The following is a 15,060-nucleotide window of genomic DNA, read 5'->3' on the forward strand; positions in this document are numbered from 1 at the left end:
TCATTCAAGTCATTAACGCAGATTCACAATCGTCTGCAAAATCTGATCCTGCGTTTTAATGGTTTGTGAGTTCGCCTGATAAACACGTTGTGCCGTGATCATATTGACCAACTCACCCGTAAGGTCTGTATTGGAATCCTCAGTCGCAGACGCAGTTAACACACCGAGACCGCCTGAATTTGGTGGACCAACCAGCGGCTGACCAGATTCGGAAGTCTCTGCCCACTGGTTATCACCCAAGGATTGCAAACCGTTGGAATTGGTAAATGACGCCAGAACAACCTGACCTAAGACTTTCGTCTGACCATTGGTATAGCTACCAACGATCGTGCCATCTTTGGCGGTATTAAATTTTGATAATTTGCCTGATGTATAACCATCCTGCTTCATGCTGCTGACGCTGAAATCCGAGCCGAACTGGGTCGAATTTGTATAATCAAATTTGATATTCGCAGTCGTATTGATCGGTGTGACAGCGCCGGAAGCGACAGGCACAATCATCTGCAGAGCGCGCGGATCAGTGGCAGCATATGCGGGAATCGCACCCGTCAGCTTACCCAGGTTGTCAAATGCCAGCTTACCGATCGGCGTCGGTGTCGTACCTGTCGGTGTCAAAGCACCTGCTGCGTTAAAGGGATTGCCATCCACGGTCGCAAAGACGTTCCATTCGATGGTGCCAGCGGTTGCCGGAGGCGTCGTGACCGGATCGACACGTACATAGTAAGTTTGTAAGACGTGTGAATTACCCAGGCTGTCGAACACCGTTACTGACGTCGATTTATTGTAGGAGGTCGGATCAGTCGGAGAAAAAGCGATCGGCGTGATAGTAGGAGGAATGGTCACCGGCAATTGCGTACCTGGTACATATTCACGCGAATCCAGATTCATTACGCCGCTGATTTTTGCTGTTTGTGCAGGTGAAATATCCGCAGTATTAATCGTGATGGGCGACGCTGATCCGGTAGAAAGGACGCCCGCTGCATTTGCAATATACCCGGTCAGTTGCTGCCCCTGCGCATTGACCAGACCGCCGTTTTTATCGAGCTGGAACTGACCATTACGGGTATAAGTGACTGCACCGTTTTTTACCATTCGGAAAAAACCGTTACCGTTAATTGCTGTATCAAGCGGATTATTTGTCGAGCTGATATTACCCTGAGTAAATTGCTGGGCAATCGTCGAGACCCGTACACCGATCCCAACAGCATTCGCAGATGCACCACTTAAAGAATTGGCATATACATCAGCAAATTGAACTTGCGCCTGCTTAAAACCGACTGTATTCGCATTAGAAATGTTGTTACCGATCACATCCAGTGATTTCGACGCTGCATTTAATCCACTAAGACCCTGCTGAAAACCCATGATTTTTCTCCCTAATTTTAAATACCGCGATTACCCGAGCAATCAGCAGTCTCAGAAAATTTGCTTTACATCTGCCATTGATATTTCACCGACACCGGAAACACTCAATTTCACGCCCCCTGTACCGGAACTCACACTATTGACCATACCAAAACATAATTTAGTCGCATCCAATGCCTTTTCGCCCGAACTCGCTGCGATTTCAAAGGTGTAGGAACCATCCGCTGCGGCCGCACCGGAATCGGTTTTACCGTCCCAGGTCAGATCATTCACACCGGCTGGCAAAGCGCCCAGACTCATTTTCCGCACTGTCGCACCTGATGCATCCTTAATCACCACCTCAACTTTGTCGGCCGCTTGCGGCAGATCAACGGCGTAAATTGCTTTCGAGCTCGAGAGCGAAATGGAACTCCCCTCAGTCATAACACCATGACCGATCATATTAGCTGCCTGTAAATTCTGGCTCGCCTGCATATTGCTGCTGAGTGCAGCAAACGAGGCATTCAATTTCTCAATGCCTGATACCGTCGATAATTGCGCCATCTGGCTTGTTACCTGAGCATTGTCCATAGGATTCAACGGATCCTGATTCTTCATTTGCGTTACTAACAAGTTCAGGAAGGTACTCTCTGACGTTTTTGCGGCGGATGTGCTGCTGGCCGTACCATTCATGGTATTGAGCAGACTCTGATCAACTGTATTACTTTGTATCGTTGTCATTTCATTTCCTTTTTATGAGGATCATTGACCCAAAGTCAGCGTTTTCAACAACATGGTTTTCGCTGCATTCATCGTTTCAACGTTGGTCTGATATGATCGGGATGCTGAAATCATATTCACCATCTCCTCGACCACGTTGACATTGGGCATTGCCACATAGCCCTTTTCATCGGCAAGCGGATGTTTGGGGTCGTACTTGAGTTTTGCAGGTGTCGCATCCTCAACGACTTCCGTCACCTTAACCGCAGTCGAAGGTGTGCCTGCAACAGGTACTGCACTGAATACCACCTGCTTTGCCTTGTATGGTTTTCCGTCAGAACTGGTCACGCTATCGGCGTTCGCCAGATTACTCGACACTACGTTCAGGCGCTGAGCCTGAGCACTCATGGCGGAACCTGCCACATTAAAAACGTTAAAAAGCGACATGATGATCACCCCTGAATTGCTGCAAGCATGTTACGGATTTGCATGTTAATAATTGTCAGACTCGCCTCATACCGCAGTGAGTTTTCGGCGAACTGATTACGCTCAACATCCATATCCACAGTATTGCCGTCGATATTGCCCTGAGAAACGCCTCGGTACATTGGCTCTACCCCAGCCTCCGCTGAGGCACTTCCCATATGCTGCGAATCAGTTTTATTCAGTCCCGGCGTCACCTGCCTCGCATTCTGTTGCAGGGCATTATTCAACGCAGAGGTGAAATCAATATCCCTGGCTTTGTAATTTGGCGTATCAGCATTGGCAATGTTAGATGCGAGCAATTGTTGCCGCTGCCCACGAACAGACAATGCTGTTTCGTGAAAACGCATGAAATCATCTAATTTAGTCATTCAAACCTCTCGCCAATCTAAAGCCAGCGATTCGCCAGCCACATCACGGTTTTCCATGATTGGCATCATATATCCGCCTCAGGTAACTCAATTCATTGAGTAAAGGTGAAAAACCTCTTCTATTCAAGGCTTAGTAAACCAATCCGGACCTCTAAAATGAGAACACATCCTAAGTAGTTTGCATCCCATGAGTTATGAAACAATTTGCCAAATTAATCATTTTTTTGTTGGTGCTGACGTCTGCGTACGCTGAGGCTCAAATGACGGCTGCAATGCAGGACCACGAAATCGTCAGAAAACTGGCGGCCGATTTTTTATATCATCAGGCCAAGGCTCAGACCGGGGAAACGACCATCACAATGGGACAGGTAGATAAGCGGCTGAATCTGGCAGCCTGTCAGTCGCCCGTCGCATTTCTGCCAAGCGGGAGCAAAGCATGGGGGAAAATCACTGTTGGAGTCCGTTGCACAGCCCCTGTCAACTGGGTTATTTACTTGCAGGCAAACGTCCAGATCACTTCTGAGTACTATGTCGCATCCCGTACCCTGAGCCAGGGGCAGCTGGTAGTGCCTGATGACATGAGTAAAATTAAAGGCGATATATCCAATTTACCGGCCGGGATCGTTACCAACCCCGAACAAGTGCTAGGCAAATCTTTACAAAGCTCGGTTTCTTCCGGCACCCCCTTACGTGTGGATTTATTTCGTAGTCCGGCAGTGGTACAACAAGGTCAATCCGTCAGAGTTGTCAGTAATGGACCCGGCTTTCAGGTTGCAACAGACGCTCAGGCACTGAATAATGCGGCGGAAGGTCAGGTAGCGAAGGCGAGAACAAGTAACGGACAGACCATCAGTGGCATAGCAAAAGCAGGTGGTATCATCGAAATAACATACTAATTAGTGCTTCAACAGACTCGAGCAATCGAGTGGTCTGGGCATGCGAATATTTTTGTACGTAAAATTAAAGTTTAAAAATACCTGGCCGATAACCGGATAGTAGAAGCAGACTATTCCCACTTTCGAGGGTAACGCCGTGAAAATTGATGACACACTAAATAAAGCTGCTGGTTTACCCAGCCAGCAGCCTGTACGTACAGAAAAAGCACCAGAGAGAACTGTTTCCACTCCGGCGCCTTCTATAAACGTAAAAATTTCTCCTCTTTCTACGCAATTGCAAGCTTTGCAAAGTACACAGGCGAGCAGTGGCGTATTTGAGGCCAAAAAGGTTGAAGAAATTAAATTAGCCATTTCTGAGGGGCGCTTTCAGGTGAACTCCGAAAAAGTTGCTGATGGACTTCTGGAAACCGTGAAAGATTTACTTAACTCCAGAAAACGTTAATATGACCAGTACAAGCGCAAACAGCGAAGCTATTCTGCAGTGCTTAAAAGCGGAAAAAGAAGCAATGACAGCACTCGCTGACTTACTCAAAGAAGAGCAAGCCGCGCTTGTAGAAGGCGATGTAATGCGCCTGAACCAAACCTCAGTGCAAAAAAACGATCTAGTGCGTCAACTGGCTGATTTTGACAAACTACGTCACTCGCACCTGAAACAGCAGGGCTTTGGCGAAGATGCAGACAGCACATTAAATTTTGTACGTCAAAGCCCAGAAGCACAGTCGCTCTGGGACAGTTTATTGACATTAACAGCACAAGCCAAAGAAGATAACAAGACCAATGGTCTGATGATCACCCGCAGGCTGTCTCAAAATCAGACTGCTCTGAGTGCATTTCAACAAGGAACAACAACTGGATCCCTGTATGGGCCTGATGGTCAGTCATCAATCAGAACAACCCCTGCGAAAGGGCTGATTGTCCGCTGAGATCGTTTGCTGAATAGTCCCCTTCATACGTAAAAAAGCCCCGGAACCGGGGCTTTTTTATGCGTTTCATCAGGGTGTGATTGGTGCCTGGGTCGGAACAGGAATCTCCACCACAGGTTCCGGCAATACAGACAAAATCGTCACGCTTACCCTGCGGTTACGCGATCGTCCTTCGGGAGTATCATTAGAATCCACTGGCAATTTTGCTCCCTGGCCGACAGCCGTCACCCTGAATTCATCGACACCATTTTCTGTTAAAAGCCTGGCTACCGTACTGGCGCGGACGGCTGACAATTCCCAGTTAGAGGGAAAAACCGGATTTTTAATTGGCACATTATCAGTATGCCCTTCAACCTGAATTGCATGATTATCGAGTTTCAAGACAGATGCAATCGCAGTCAGTGCCTGCACTGAATCTGCATTTAACTTCGCTTCGCCTGGTGGAAACAGCAAGCTGGCATTGATTTCTATGGTCACGCCTCTGGCGGTTTGTGTTACCCTGACCTTCCCCTCTTTTACCAAAGGCTCAAGCGCGGCGAGCACATCTTTTGCCAGACCGGTCATTACTTCGCGTTCTTTCCGTATATTTTCGTTTGATTTCCGCTTCACTATAGGAAGAGGATCCAGCTTTACCACTTGTGGAGTAGCTCCGGCAATAACCGGAGAAGCAGGGTCATTGCTGAATGCACCGGTCAGGGAGCTGGACAATACGCGATACTTCCCCTCATTCAGCGAAGAGATCGCATACATAACGACAAAAAAAGCAAACAGCAAGGTAATGAAATCAGCGTAAGAAACCATCCACCGCTCGTGGTTTTCCGGTTCTTCGTGATATTTTTTTCTTGCCATGCTTAAACCTGACTGCTGCGGTTATCAACCCGCTCTTCGACAATACGCGGACTGTCACCCAAAGCAATACTGTAAAAGATATCGGAAAGCATTTCGCGTCGGGTAATTTCTCTGCCAATAATTTCTTTTAGCTTATTACTGACAGGCAAAAAGAACAAATTAGCCAAACCGACGCCATAAATCGTCGCGACGAATGCCACAGCGATACCGCCGCCAAGTTTAGACGGATCGGTCAGATTTTCCATGACGTGAATCAGCCCTAACACCGCGCCTAAAATTCCGATCGTCGGCGAATAGCCGCCCGCTGCCTCCCATATTTTGGCCGCCTGCCGTTGCTCGATTTCATACAACGAAATATCAACATCCAGAATATCTTTCAGTCGCGCGGGATCAACACCATCAATCACAAGGCGCAATCCCTTACTGATAAAGGCGTCATCAGTTGCATCCATGTAGCGCTCAAGGCTCAAAAATCCCTCGCGCCGGGCAACAGCACTCCAGACCAACGCATCCTGGATATTTTTACTACTGTTATCTTTCGGCTCGGAAACAATCCATTTCAACATACGCAGACCTCGCCGGAAAGTGCTCATGCGGCTCTGCAAAAGAACTGCCCCCAGCGTACCGATCACCACAATCACAAATGCCGCTGGCTGTACCAATGATGAAAGACGCCCCCCCTCCATCAATTGACCGACGCTGATACCGAAAACGACGAGAATAAGTCCTGCTAAGCTAGCCCAGTCCACGCTTTCTCCCTTAAATGAGCACGCATACGTGCAACCGCCTGGCTGTGTAGCTGAGACACGCGCGACTCTGAGACGCCCATCACCGCGCCGATTTCCTTCAGATTTAATTCCTGTTCGTAATACAGTCCCATCAGCAACTTCTCGCGTTCAGGCAAGCTGTCAATTGCACCGATAACTGCATCGCGGAAATCATCGTTCAATAAATCCTGCAAAGGATCACCTGAATTATCGGAAGAATAGTGATCGAGGAAGTGCTCTTTTGTTTCTGCGTCGTGGAAATCTTCGTAGTACACCAGCTGATGTCCACCGCTCTCGCCTAAAAGCTCCTGGTATTCGCCCAAAGATAACTTGAGCGACTTCGCCACCTCGGTTTCTGTCGGCGGCCTACCCAGCTTCTGCTGCATCTGATTCATCGCATTTTCGATTTTCCGCATGTTTTGCCGGACCCCGCGCGGCAACCAGTCAGTATTACGCAGCTCGTCCAGCATAGCGCCCCGGATGCGCTGAACAGCGTAAGTCTCAAATTGGGCACCATGCGTGTCTTCGTAACGGCTGATGGCATCGAGCAGGCCAATCATTCCGGCCTGCACCAGATCATCCACCTCTACGCTTGGAGGCAGGCGCGCCTTTAATTGATAAGCCAGTCGCTTAACCAAAGGCGCGTGCTCCCTGAGGAGAAAATTTTTATCTGATTTTCCGCTGGCCGTATACATATTCAAATTAGATTCCGAGAGCGATTCCCTGTTGTCCGGATACGCTGTCAAAACGCAACGTAGACCGGGCAGTCACAACAAGCCGCTCTGCCAGTTGAAAAAATGCCATAGAAGAGCGCGCTTTCGGAAAGGCATCGATCACTGACCTTCCCTGATAAGCTGCTTTTCTGACTAATTCGTCATCCGGCACATAACCGATAAAATTTAAGGGTACCGCAAGATATCGCTGAGACGCCTGAGCCATATTTGTATAGATCAACATTGCCTCTTTCTCAGATACACCGGACACTAAAATACTAAAAGAGCGTCGTCCGAGACGAGCGCTTATACGTTTGATCAGTCCATACGCAGACTTAATTGCTGATGGGTCTGAAGAAACCTGAATCACTACTTCACTGTCGTCCATAGATGCCAGTGGAAACGCATCGGTCGCGTCAATATCACAATCAACGACCACCATATCGGCACGATGCACAGCGAGATCAAACACTCTCGACAGTCGTCTGGAGTGCTCGGCTGGCAACCTTGATGATACAGTTCTATGACGCGACAACATTGCAACTGATAAGCCTGAAGCGACGACTTTTAACGCCTCGTGCATTGTACGCTGTTGTTGTGCCACATCCAACAAGGTGTGCTCGCTGCTCGCATTGAGCCAGGCACCTATACTGTCAGAAGATGATCGCGCATCAACCATCAGAATTTGCTGTCCCTGCCGAGCGACAGATACACCGAGATTGACCAGCATTTCACTTTTTTCATCATCTTTCAATGCCGACAAAAAGGTAAATACGCGTGGCTTTGGCCCAGCGAGCATACGACGCAACCCCTCTGCCTGATCTATGTTAGCCAAGGGACACCTCCCGCGTTGCAACATGTCCACCCATCGCCGTCGAGCCGATGCCAGACATCAGTAAAGGCAGCTCTTCATCGAGGTAACGGAACGGAGCTGTTTCTCGCTTCAATTTAAAAGCACGGTCAATCAGGTACTGCTTGTTTGCCACGTGTAAATCTTCCGGCACGCGCTGTCCGTTCGCAATGTAATACAGACTCAGTTTCTGACGTATCACAATATCGAGCACACCACCTATCGTTGCAGCCTCGTCAAGTTTGGTCAGAATGCAGCCTGCCAGACCGGTTCCCTGATAGGCTCTCACCACTTCACTCAGTGTTTCGCCTGTTGACGTAGCATTCAGGCACAAAAGGCGCTTCACATCCGTACCCGGACCCGACAACATTGCGACCTGATCGGTCACCATCTTATCGCGCTGACTGACACCGACAGTATCAATTAAAACGGTATGTTTATTCTTGAGTTCGGACAAAGCTATACGCAAATCACTCTCATCTTTGACCGCGTGAACCATCACTCCGAGAATTTTCCCATAGATTCGCAGCTGTTCATAGCCACCGATACGATAGCCATCGGTTGTAATCAACGCCAGTTTAGACGGGCCGTGACGCATCACACAGCGCGCTGCCAGTTTTGCTGTCGTCGTCGTCTTGCCCACACCAGTTGGTCCGACCAGGGCATAGATGCCACCTTTTTCTAAAATTTCATTCTCGTTATCTATTGTCGTCAGGTTGCGGGCCAGAATCGATTTTATCCATTCAATACCCTGGTCACCTGTTTCATTCTCCGGCAACTTTGCAACCATGAATCGCGACAAGCTGGCACTCAGGCCTGTCGCCAGCATTTCCTTCAATACCAGCGCTTTGTGAGGTTCGCGTTTTTGCGTGTTCGCCCATGACAATTCTGCCAGTTGTGACTCCAGCATACTACGCATAGAACGGATCTCGTTCATCACATCACTTAATTCCCCGGCAACAGAAGCTGGGGCTGAAGTATATCCACCTGACTCCACACCCATTCCGCGTGGCGCGAAGATCCGAGGCTCGTGCTGCACCGGTGGTGCCATTCTTATGCTTTCCGGCACGATCTCGCGTTCATCCTTCGCTGGCGCAATCGACTGTATCGTCTCATCCGCCATCGCCATAATCTCGACCTTACCGTTTACACTCCGGTTGGACAAAATCACCGCATCTGCCCCCAATGCTTCCCTTAACAAGCGAAGCGCCTCGCGCGAGGTATTAGCAGTAAATTTTCTGACGTTCATGATTGCCCTCCAACAAGGCTGGTAACTCTAATGGTTTTTGTTTCAGGTAATTCGGCATGCGACAACACTTTAAGTTGCGGCAATGTACGGCGTAAGAATTTAGACAGCAAAGCACGCAGTGGTGCGGGCACCAGCAGGACTGGCGTCATGCCCATTTCTTCCTGATGTTTTGCAGCAGTTTCTGTTTGTGTTGTCAGCGCCTCAGCCAGACCAGGTTCCAGCGCGGCGCCATCACCACCACCGGCATGGATCGCCTGCATCAGCAAACGTTCCAGGCGACTATCCAGAGTCATCACGGTCAGTTCATTTGTTGCCGGGAAAATTTGCTGAACAATCGCACGGCCAAGCGCTATACGAACTTGCGCAGTCAGTTCATTGGCATCCTGAGTATGCATCGCCTGCTCAGACAAGGTCTCGATAATGGTACGCATGTCACGGATATGTACACCTTCCAGCAGCAGGTTTTGCAAGACTTTTTGCAGTACCGACAAAGGAATCAGTTTAGGCACCAGATCCTCAACCATTTTCGGCATTTCTTTTGCCAGATGATCCAGCAACTGCTGCACTTCCTGACGACCTAACAATTCAGCGGCATGTGTAGTGATCAGATGATTCAGATGAGTGGCAATCACTGTGCCGGCATCAACCACGGTATATCCCATCGCTTGCGCTTGTTCGCGCGCACTGGCATCAATCCAGATCGCAGGCAAACCAAACGCCGGATCAGTCGTTTCCACACCCGGCAAAGGACCGGAAACCATGCCGGGATTAATCGCCAGATATTGGCCATTCATCGCTTCACCGGCGCCGACCTCAACACCTTTCAACGCGATGCGGTAAGCCGATGGCTTCAGTTCAAGATTGTCGCGAATGTGTACCGGCGGTGATAAAAATCCCACCTCTTGCGCGAATTTTTTACGTATTCCCTTAATACGACGCAGCAACTCACCGCCCTGCGATTTATCGACCAAAGGAATCAGACGATAACCAACCTCCAGCCCCAGCGTATCCACGGGCAGAATATCCTGCCATGTCGCTTCTTCGACCTCGGGCGCCGGCGCATTCTGCGCTTCCGCCTGTGCCGCTGCATCAGCAGGAGAAATACCTGCTGCCTGTTGCGCCTTCTGACGTGCAAGATAGCCAGCGCCAGCCAGTAATCCGGCCAACAGTACAAAGGCGATGTGTGGCATACCGGGAATAATACCCATGCCACCGATAATGCCAGCCGTAATAAACATCACCTGTGGCTTAGCAAATAACTGCCCGATCAACTGACCACTGATATCTTGCTCACTGGCGACACGCGAGACAACCACACCAGCAGCAGTAGAAATAATCAACGATGGAATCTGCGCAACCAGACCATCACCGATGGCCAGCAAAGTGTAATTCTTCAGCGCGGAACCAAAGTCCAGATCGTGCTGCACCATCCCCACAATCAGGCCACCGACGATATTAATCACCGTTACCATGATCCCGGCAACTGCATCACCGCGCACGTATTTAGACGCACCGTCCATCGCACCGTAGAATTCAGCTTCCTGAGCGACTTCGGTACGGCGGCGACGCGCTTCCTGCTCAGCAATCAGACCAGCATTCAGATCAGCATCAATCGCCATTTGCTTACCAGGCATCGCATCCAACGCAAAACGCGCGCCCACTTCAGCGATACGACCCGCGCCTTTTGTCACCACGGTGAAGTTAATGATCGTCAGAATCACAAACACCACGATACCGACGGTGTAATTTCCACCAATCAGAAAATGACCAAAAGCCTCAATCACCTTACCTGCAGCGTCCGGGCCTGTATGCCCCTCTGTCAACACAACACGGGTAGACGCAACGTTGAGCGATAAACGCAGCATAGTGCTGACCAGCAGTACTGTTGGGAACACCATAAAGTCCAGCGGCTTCACTGTGTACAAACTCGTCAGCAAAACAATGATCGCAATCGCGATATTGAAGCTGAAAAAGACGTCAAGAATAAACGCCGGCAACGGCAACACCATCATGGCCAGCATCAGAATAATCAAGACAGGCGCTGCCAGCGCCCTGCCATTGAGCCCGTTCATCCACAAAGGTAATTTCAGGCTGTTCATACTGCTACTCCTACTTGATTATTCGGGTCTAACTCTGCTGGAACTTGTAATTCACGTGGTTCTTCCGGTCTGATGCCACCACGTTCTCGGTAACTGCGAAGCTGGAATACATACGCAAGAACTTCAGCAACGGCAGCATATAAAGCTTCAGGAATTTCGTCGCCTAACTCTGTGTGCTTATACAGCGCACGTGCCAGCGGCGGCGCTTCAAGTAAAGGAACATTGTGTTCTGCACCCAGCTCACGGATTTTTGCAGCGACTTCATCGGCACCTTTCGCGACTACTTTCGGCGCGCCGCCACCACCTTCGGTGTATTTCAGTGCGACGGCAAAGTGCGTCGGGTTGGTCACAATAACGTCTGCAGTCGGAATTTCAGACATCATGCGGCGACGCGCCATTTCACGTTGTTGCTGGCGAATCTTCGCTTTAATCTGCGGATTACCATTCGACTCTTTCGATTCCTGCACCACTTCCTGATGCGTCATTTTTAATTTATTGGCGTAATGCCACATCTGATAAGGCGCATCTATCGCCGCAATCACAACTAAAGCAGCAACGATAGACATAAAACAAACGGCCATCATGTGACCTACGTGTGCCATCCCGGCATGCAGATTTTCCAGAGGCAAACCAAAAATCGCCTCTTTTTGCCCCATGATGACAACCCAGGCAACGCTGCCAACCAGGATAGTTTTCACAATCGCCTTCAACAATTCAACACCGGCACGCGCAGAAATCATGTTTCCCAAGCCAGCAATCGGATTCATGCGCCCGAAATTCGGCTGCAAAGCCTTAGCGCTGAACAACCAGCCACCGATCAGCAAGGGCGAACCCAATGCCACCAGCAACAGCACTAATACGACAGGGGAAAATGCCAATAGAACATCCAGTAAATTGACGCCGATTTTTCCAATCAACAAGTTAAAGTCAAAGGCAGCTTCGCGCTCCAGCGTCAGACCGGTAATCAGATTTTTATTTAATTGCTGAACCAGCGTGCCGCCCATCGCCCAGAGCGCTCCACCAGCTGCCAGCAAAATGGTGCAAGTTGACAGTTCACGCGAACGCGGAACATCCCCTTCCTCACGCGCCTGTTCAAGGCGCTTCTCCGAGGCCGGTTCTGTTTTTTCGAGATCGCTATCTTCGGCCATTGCCGACTCCTGTTATTTCCGCGAAGCAAGTAATGCTTCGATTACGTAAATTTACAGATGAGATTATTGAATGTGCAGCCGGACTTGGATACGAGGAATAAAGGAGTAAATACCCGTTTATTCAAATTGAAGAGGGAAAATATCGTAGCCTGCGTGAAGGAAGACCATCAGAAAAACACAAGAGCGCGTCGGGAAATGGCTGAATTCAGCTTCCCGCTTGATCTGCTGAAATGAAGAGAACAGGTATTCGGGCTAAACAGCTACCGCTGCTTTCAGGAAGAGAGGAATTAACGCGATACCCATCTTATTCCATGCAAGGAAAAAAATGGGTACGCATTAACTACAGAAAAATGACTGTTAGCAGTCAATTACGACGGATTATTTCAGGTCAAAACGATCCGCATTCATGACTTTATTCCAGGCGGCGATAAAGTCATTCACAAATTTCGCTTGCGCATCGCTGCCCGCATAGACTTCAGCCAGCGCACGCAGTTGTGAATTGGAACCAAACACCAGATCAACCACGGTAGCAGTCCATTTGAGTTCGCCAGTCTGACGATCACGCCCCTCTAACACGCCGGCAGCCGTCGCCAATGGTTGCCATTTGGTACGCATATCGAGCAGATGAACGAAGAAGTCATTGGTCAGTGTCTCGGGCCGTTGAGTGAATACACCATGCTGCGTTTTTTCTGTATTTGCATCCAACACCCGCATACCACCGATCAGAACCGTCATTTCTGGCGCACTCAGATTCAACAATTGCGCCTTATCGATCAACAGTTCCGCTGCATGCTGTTCCAGACCAGCACGCACATAGTTACGGAAACCATCTGCTACTGGCTCCAGCACGGCAAACGATTCCACATCAGTCTGTTCTTGCGACGCATCCATACGACCGGGTACGAAAGGCACTTGCACATCTTGCCCGGCTCTCTTTGCAGCTGCTTCAATCGCCGCAGCACCTGCCAGAACAATTAAATCCGCCAGAGAGATTTTCTTTCGATCAGACTGGGCTGCATTGAATTCCTGTTGTATCGCCTCGAGTTTTGCCAGTACTTGCTGCAACTGCAGCGGCTGATTTGCTTCCCAGTCGCGCTGAGGCGACAAACGGATGCGTGCACCATTCGCACCACCGCGTTTATCACTTCCACGGAAAGTTGATGCCGATGCCCATGCTGTGTTGACCAGAGAAGAAATCGATAATCCCGAAGCCAGGATTCTGGCTTTCAGGACGGCGATGTCCTGTGCGTTAACGAGAATGTGATCAACCTGCGGAATCGGATCCTGCCAGATCAGGGTTTCACTCGGCACCAATGGCCCCAGATAGCGTGTTACCGGCCCCATATCGCGATGCGTCAACTTGAACCAGGCTCGCGCAAATGCGTCTGCGAATTCTGCCGGGTTTTGATGGAAACGACGCGCGATTTTTTCATATGCCGGATCGAAACGCAGCGACAGATCCGCTGTTGTCATCATCGGTGGATGCTTCTTGCCAGGATCATGTGCATCAGGAATCAGATGCTCGGGTTTGCAATCTTTCGCCACCCATTGTTTGGCACCGGCCGGACTTCTGGTCAATTCCCACTCGTAGCCGAACAGCATATCGAAGTAACCGTTGTCCCAGGTCGTCGGATTCGGTTTCCAGGCACCTTCGATACCACTGGTAGTGGTATGTACACCCTTACCGGAACCGAATTGATTGATCCATCCCAGGCCCTGCTCTTCTATGCCCGCCGCTTCTGGTTCTGGCCCGACCAAGCTTGGATCGCCAGCGCCGTGCGCTTTGCCGAAAGTATGGCCGCCAGCAACCAGGGCCACGGTTTCTTCATCATTCATCGCCATGCGGGCAAAGGTTTCGCGTACATCACGGCCAGAGGCGACCGGATCTGGATTACCATCCGGGCCTTCTGGGTTCACATAGATCAAGCCCATTTGTACGGCAGCTAAAGGATTTTCGAGATCGCGCTTACCCGCGCTGGAACCTGCATAGCGGCTGTTCGCTTTATCGCTGGTGGCCAGCCATTCAGTTTCTGAACCCCAGTAGATATCTTCTTCTGGTTGATAGATGTCTTCACGACCGCCAGCAAAACCAAAGGTCTTAAAGCCCATCGATTCCAAAGCGACATTACCCGCTAAGATGAACAAATCAGCCCAGGAAATTTTGCGGCCATATTTCTGTTTGATCGGCCAGAGCAAACGACGTGCTTTATCGAGATTGCCGTTATCTGGCCAGCTATTCAAAGGCGCAAAACGCTGATTACCGGTACCTGCACCACCACGACCATCTGAGACGCGGTAAGTACCCGCCGCATGCCACGCCATACGTATCATCAGACCACCATAGTGACCCCAATCGGCTGGCCACCAATCCTGTGAGTCCGTCATCAGCGCTTTCAGATCCTGTATCACTGCGTCCAGATCGAGTGTCTTGAATTCCGCAGCGTAATCAAAGGCCTCCCCCATAGGATTCGACTCAGGCGAGTGCTGATGCAGGATATTCAACTTCAATTGGTTCGGCCACCATGTTGCATTGTTTGGCGCTGCGCTGGCGACCGCATTTTTTGCTGCAGCCGCAGCAGCATGAAAAGGGCATTTTGCTTCGTTTGACATCGATTTCTCCTCAGAATTCGGACTTGGACAGGGCAGGT

The 15,060-nt window shown here is 49.9% G+C and carries 15 protein-coding genes; 3 read left to right on the forward strand and 12 right to left on the reverse strand.

Translation table 11 applies throughout. From position 1 onward, the window contains the following. Positions 1–12 precede the first annotated feature (12 nt). From flgE to flgB, 4 genes are read right to left on the reverse strand one after another with little or no spacing between them, the layout of a single operon-like run. Positions 13–1,365 carry a flagellar hook protein FlgE gene (gene flgE, locus ACPAOP_RS09660; protein WP_423681960.1) on the reverse strand — a complete coding sequence of 451 codons (1,353 nt, stop codon included), beginning with the start codon at positions 1,363–1,365 and terminating at the stop codon, positions 13–15. 51 nt (positions 1,366–1,416) lie between these two features. Next, entirely contained in the window at positions 1,417–2,085 is a 669-nt protein-coding gene (locus ACPAOP_RS09665) for a flagellar hook assembly protein FlgD (protein WP_423681959.1), read from the reverse strand. 21 nt (positions 2,086–2,106) lie between these two features. Next, positions 2,107–2,511, reverse strand: coding sequence for a flagellar basal body rod protein FlgC (gene flgC, locus ACPAOP_RS09670; protein WP_423681958.1), 405 nt, complete (start codon positions 2,509–2,511; stop codon positions 2,107–2,109). Between the two features lie 5 nt (positions 2,512–2,516). Further along, positions 2,517–2,918 (reverse strand): flagellar basal body rod protein FlgB, encoded by a 402-nt coding sequence (gene flgB, locus ACPAOP_RS09675; RefSeq protein ID WP_423681957.1) that lies wholly within the window; start codon positions 2,916–2,918, stop codon positions 2,517–2,519. A gap of 260 nt (positions 2,919–3,178) precedes the next feature. On the opposite strand from flgB, the gene flgA reads away from it, so the two are divergent. The 3 genes from flgA (at position 3,179) to ACPAOP_RS09690 (ending at position 4,737) form a co-directional block, all read left to right on the forward strand. Then, complete coding sequence (flgA, locus tag ACPAOP_RS09680; RefSeq protein ID WP_423707801.1) at positions 3,179–3,814, forward strand: flagellar basal body P-ring formation chaperone FlgA; 636 nt, start codon at positions 3,179–3,181, stop codon at positions 3,812–3,814. A gap of 136 nt (positions 3,815–3,950) precedes the next feature. Continuing rightward, positions 3,951–4,256 carry a flagellar biosynthesis anti-sigma factor FlgM gene (flgM, locus tag ACPAOP_RS09685; RefSeq protein WP_423681955.1) on the forward strand — a complete coding sequence of 102 codons (306 nt, stop codon included), beginning with the start codon at positions 3,951–3,953 and terminating at the stop codon, positions 4,254–4,256. Position 4,257: 1 nt separating this feature from the next. Then, positions 4,258–4,737 (forward strand): flagella synthesis protein FlgN, encoded by a 480-nt coding sequence (locus ACPAOP_RS09690; protein ID WP_423707802.1) that lies wholly within the window; start codon positions 4,258–4,260, stop codon positions 4,735–4,737. 69 nt (positions 4,738–4,806) lie between these two features. Here ACPAOP_RS09690 and motD read toward each other — a convergent pair whose 3' ends face one another. The 8 genes from motD to katG all read right to left on the reverse strand — a co-directional run bounded on the left by motD (position 4,807) and on the right by katG (position 15,022). After that, positions 4,807–5,586 carry a flagellar motor protein MotD gene (motD, locus tag ACPAOP_RS09695; protein WP_423707804.1) on the reverse strand — a complete coding sequence of 260 codons (780 nt, stop codon included), beginning with the start codon at positions 5,584–5,586 and terminating at the stop codon, positions 4,807–4,809. Positions 5,587–5,588: 2 nt separating this feature from the next. Then, a complete protein-coding gene (locus ACPAOP_RS09700) occupies positions 5,589–6,335 on the reverse strand; it encodes a flagellar motor protein (protein ID WP_423681951.1) in 747 nt (248 codons plus the stop codon). Further along, positions 6,317–7,048, reverse strand: coding sequence for an RNA polymerase sigma factor FliA (locus ACPAOP_RS09705; RefSeq protein WP_423681950.1), 732 nt, complete (start codon positions 7,046–7,048; stop codon positions 6,317–6,319). The genes ACPAOP_RS09700 and ACPAOP_RS09705 overlap by 19 nt, the downstream gene beginning before the upstream one ends. Positions 7,049–7,055: 7 nt before the next feature. Beyond that, positions 7,056–7,901: a MinD/ParA family ATP-binding protein gene (locus ACPAOP_RS09710; protein ID WP_423707806.1), complete on the reverse strand. Its 846-nt coding sequence runs from the start codon at positions 7,899–7,901 to the stop codon at positions 7,056–7,058. Next, on the reverse strand, positions 7,894–9,165 hold the full coding sequence (gene flhF / locus ACPAOP_RS09715) for a flagellar biosynthesis protein FlhF (RefSeq protein ID WP_423707808.1): 1,272 nt from the start codon (positions 9,163–9,165) through the stop codon (positions 7,894–7,896). The genes ACPAOP_RS09710 and flhF overlap by 8 nt, the downstream gene beginning before the upstream one ends. Continuing rightward, a complete protein-coding gene (gene flhA / locus ACPAOP_RS09720; RefSeq protein ID WP_423681947.1) occupies positions 9,162–11,264 on the reverse strand; it encodes a flagellar biosynthesis protein FlhA in 2,103 nt (700 codons plus the stop codon). The genes flhF and flhA overlap by 4 nt, the downstream gene beginning before the upstream one ends. After that, positions 11,261–12,412, reverse strand: a complete 1,152-nt coding sequence (flhB, locus tag ACPAOP_RS09725; protein WP_423707810.1) for a flagellar biosynthesis protein FlhB — start codon at positions 12,410–12,412, stop codon at positions 11,261–11,263. The genes flhA and flhB overlap by 4 nt, the downstream gene beginning before the upstream one ends. A 378-nt stretch (positions 12,413–12,790) precedes the next feature. Continuing rightward, the gene (gene katG, locus ACPAOP_RS09730; RefSeq protein WP_423707811.1) at positions 12,791–15,022 is read right to left on the reverse strand and encodes a catalase/peroxidase HPI; all 2,232 of its coding nucleotides are present in this window, start codon (positions 15,020–15,022) and stop codon (positions 12,791–12,793) included. Positions 15,023–15,060: the final 38 nt, after the last annotated feature.

Origin of the sequence: Undibacterium sp. WLX3042 (assembly GCF_049544825.1) — a bacterium.
In the GTDB taxonomy this organism is placed as follows: Bacteria; Pseudomonadota; Gammaproteobacteria; order Burkholderiales; family Burkholderiaceae_D; genus Undibacterium.

Excerpts from the sequence above, each read along its gene's own strand:
- flhA (WP_423681947.1), bottom strand. The coding sequence starts at position 11,264 with ATGAACAGCCTGAAATTACCTTTGTGGATGAACGGGCTCAATGGCAGG.
- flhB (WP_423707810.1), bottom strand. The coding sequence starts at position 12,412 with ATGGCCGAAGATAGCGATCTCGAAAAAACAGAACCGGCCTCGGAGAAG.
- katG (WP_423707811.1), bottom strand. The coding sequence starts at position 15,022 with ATGTCAAACGAAGCAAAATGCCCTTTTCATGCTGCTGCGGCTGCAGCA.
- flhF (WP_423707808.1), bottom strand. The coding sequence starts at position 9,165 with ATGAACGTCAGAAAATTTACTGCTAATACCTCGCGCGAGGCGCTTCGC.
- ACPAOP_RS09665 (WP_423681959.1), bottom strand. The coding sequence starts at position 2,085 with ATGACAACGATACAAAGTAATACAGTTGATCAGAGTCTGCTCAATACC.
- motD (WP_423707804.1), bottom strand. The coding sequence starts at position 5,586 with ATGGCAAGAAAAAAATATCACGAAGAACCGGAAAACCACGAGCGGTGG.
- ACPAOP_RS09705 (WP_423681950.1), bottom strand. The coding sequence starts at position 7,048 with ATGTATACGGCCAGCGGAAAATCAGATAAAAATTTTCTCCTCAGGGAG.
- flgE (WP_423681960.1), bottom strand. The coding sequence starts at position 1,365 with ATGGGTTTTCAGCAGGGTCTTAGTGGATTAAATGCAGCGTCGAAATCA.
- ACPAOP_RS09690 (WP_423707802.1), top strand. The coding sequence starts at position 4,258 with ATGACCAGTACAAGCGCAAACAGCGAAGCTATTCTGCAGTGCTTAAAA.
- flgC (WP_423681958.1), bottom strand. The coding sequence starts at position 2,511 with ATGTCGCTTTTTAACGTTTTTAATGTGGCAGGTTCCGCCATGAGTGCT.
- flgB (WP_423681957.1), bottom strand. The coding sequence starts at position 2,918 with ATGACTAAATTAGATGATTTCATGCGTTTTCACGAAACAGCATTGTCT.
- flgA (WP_423707801.1), top strand. The coding sequence starts at position 3,179 with ATGACGGCTGCAATGCAGGACCACGAAATCGTCAGAAAACTGGCGGCC.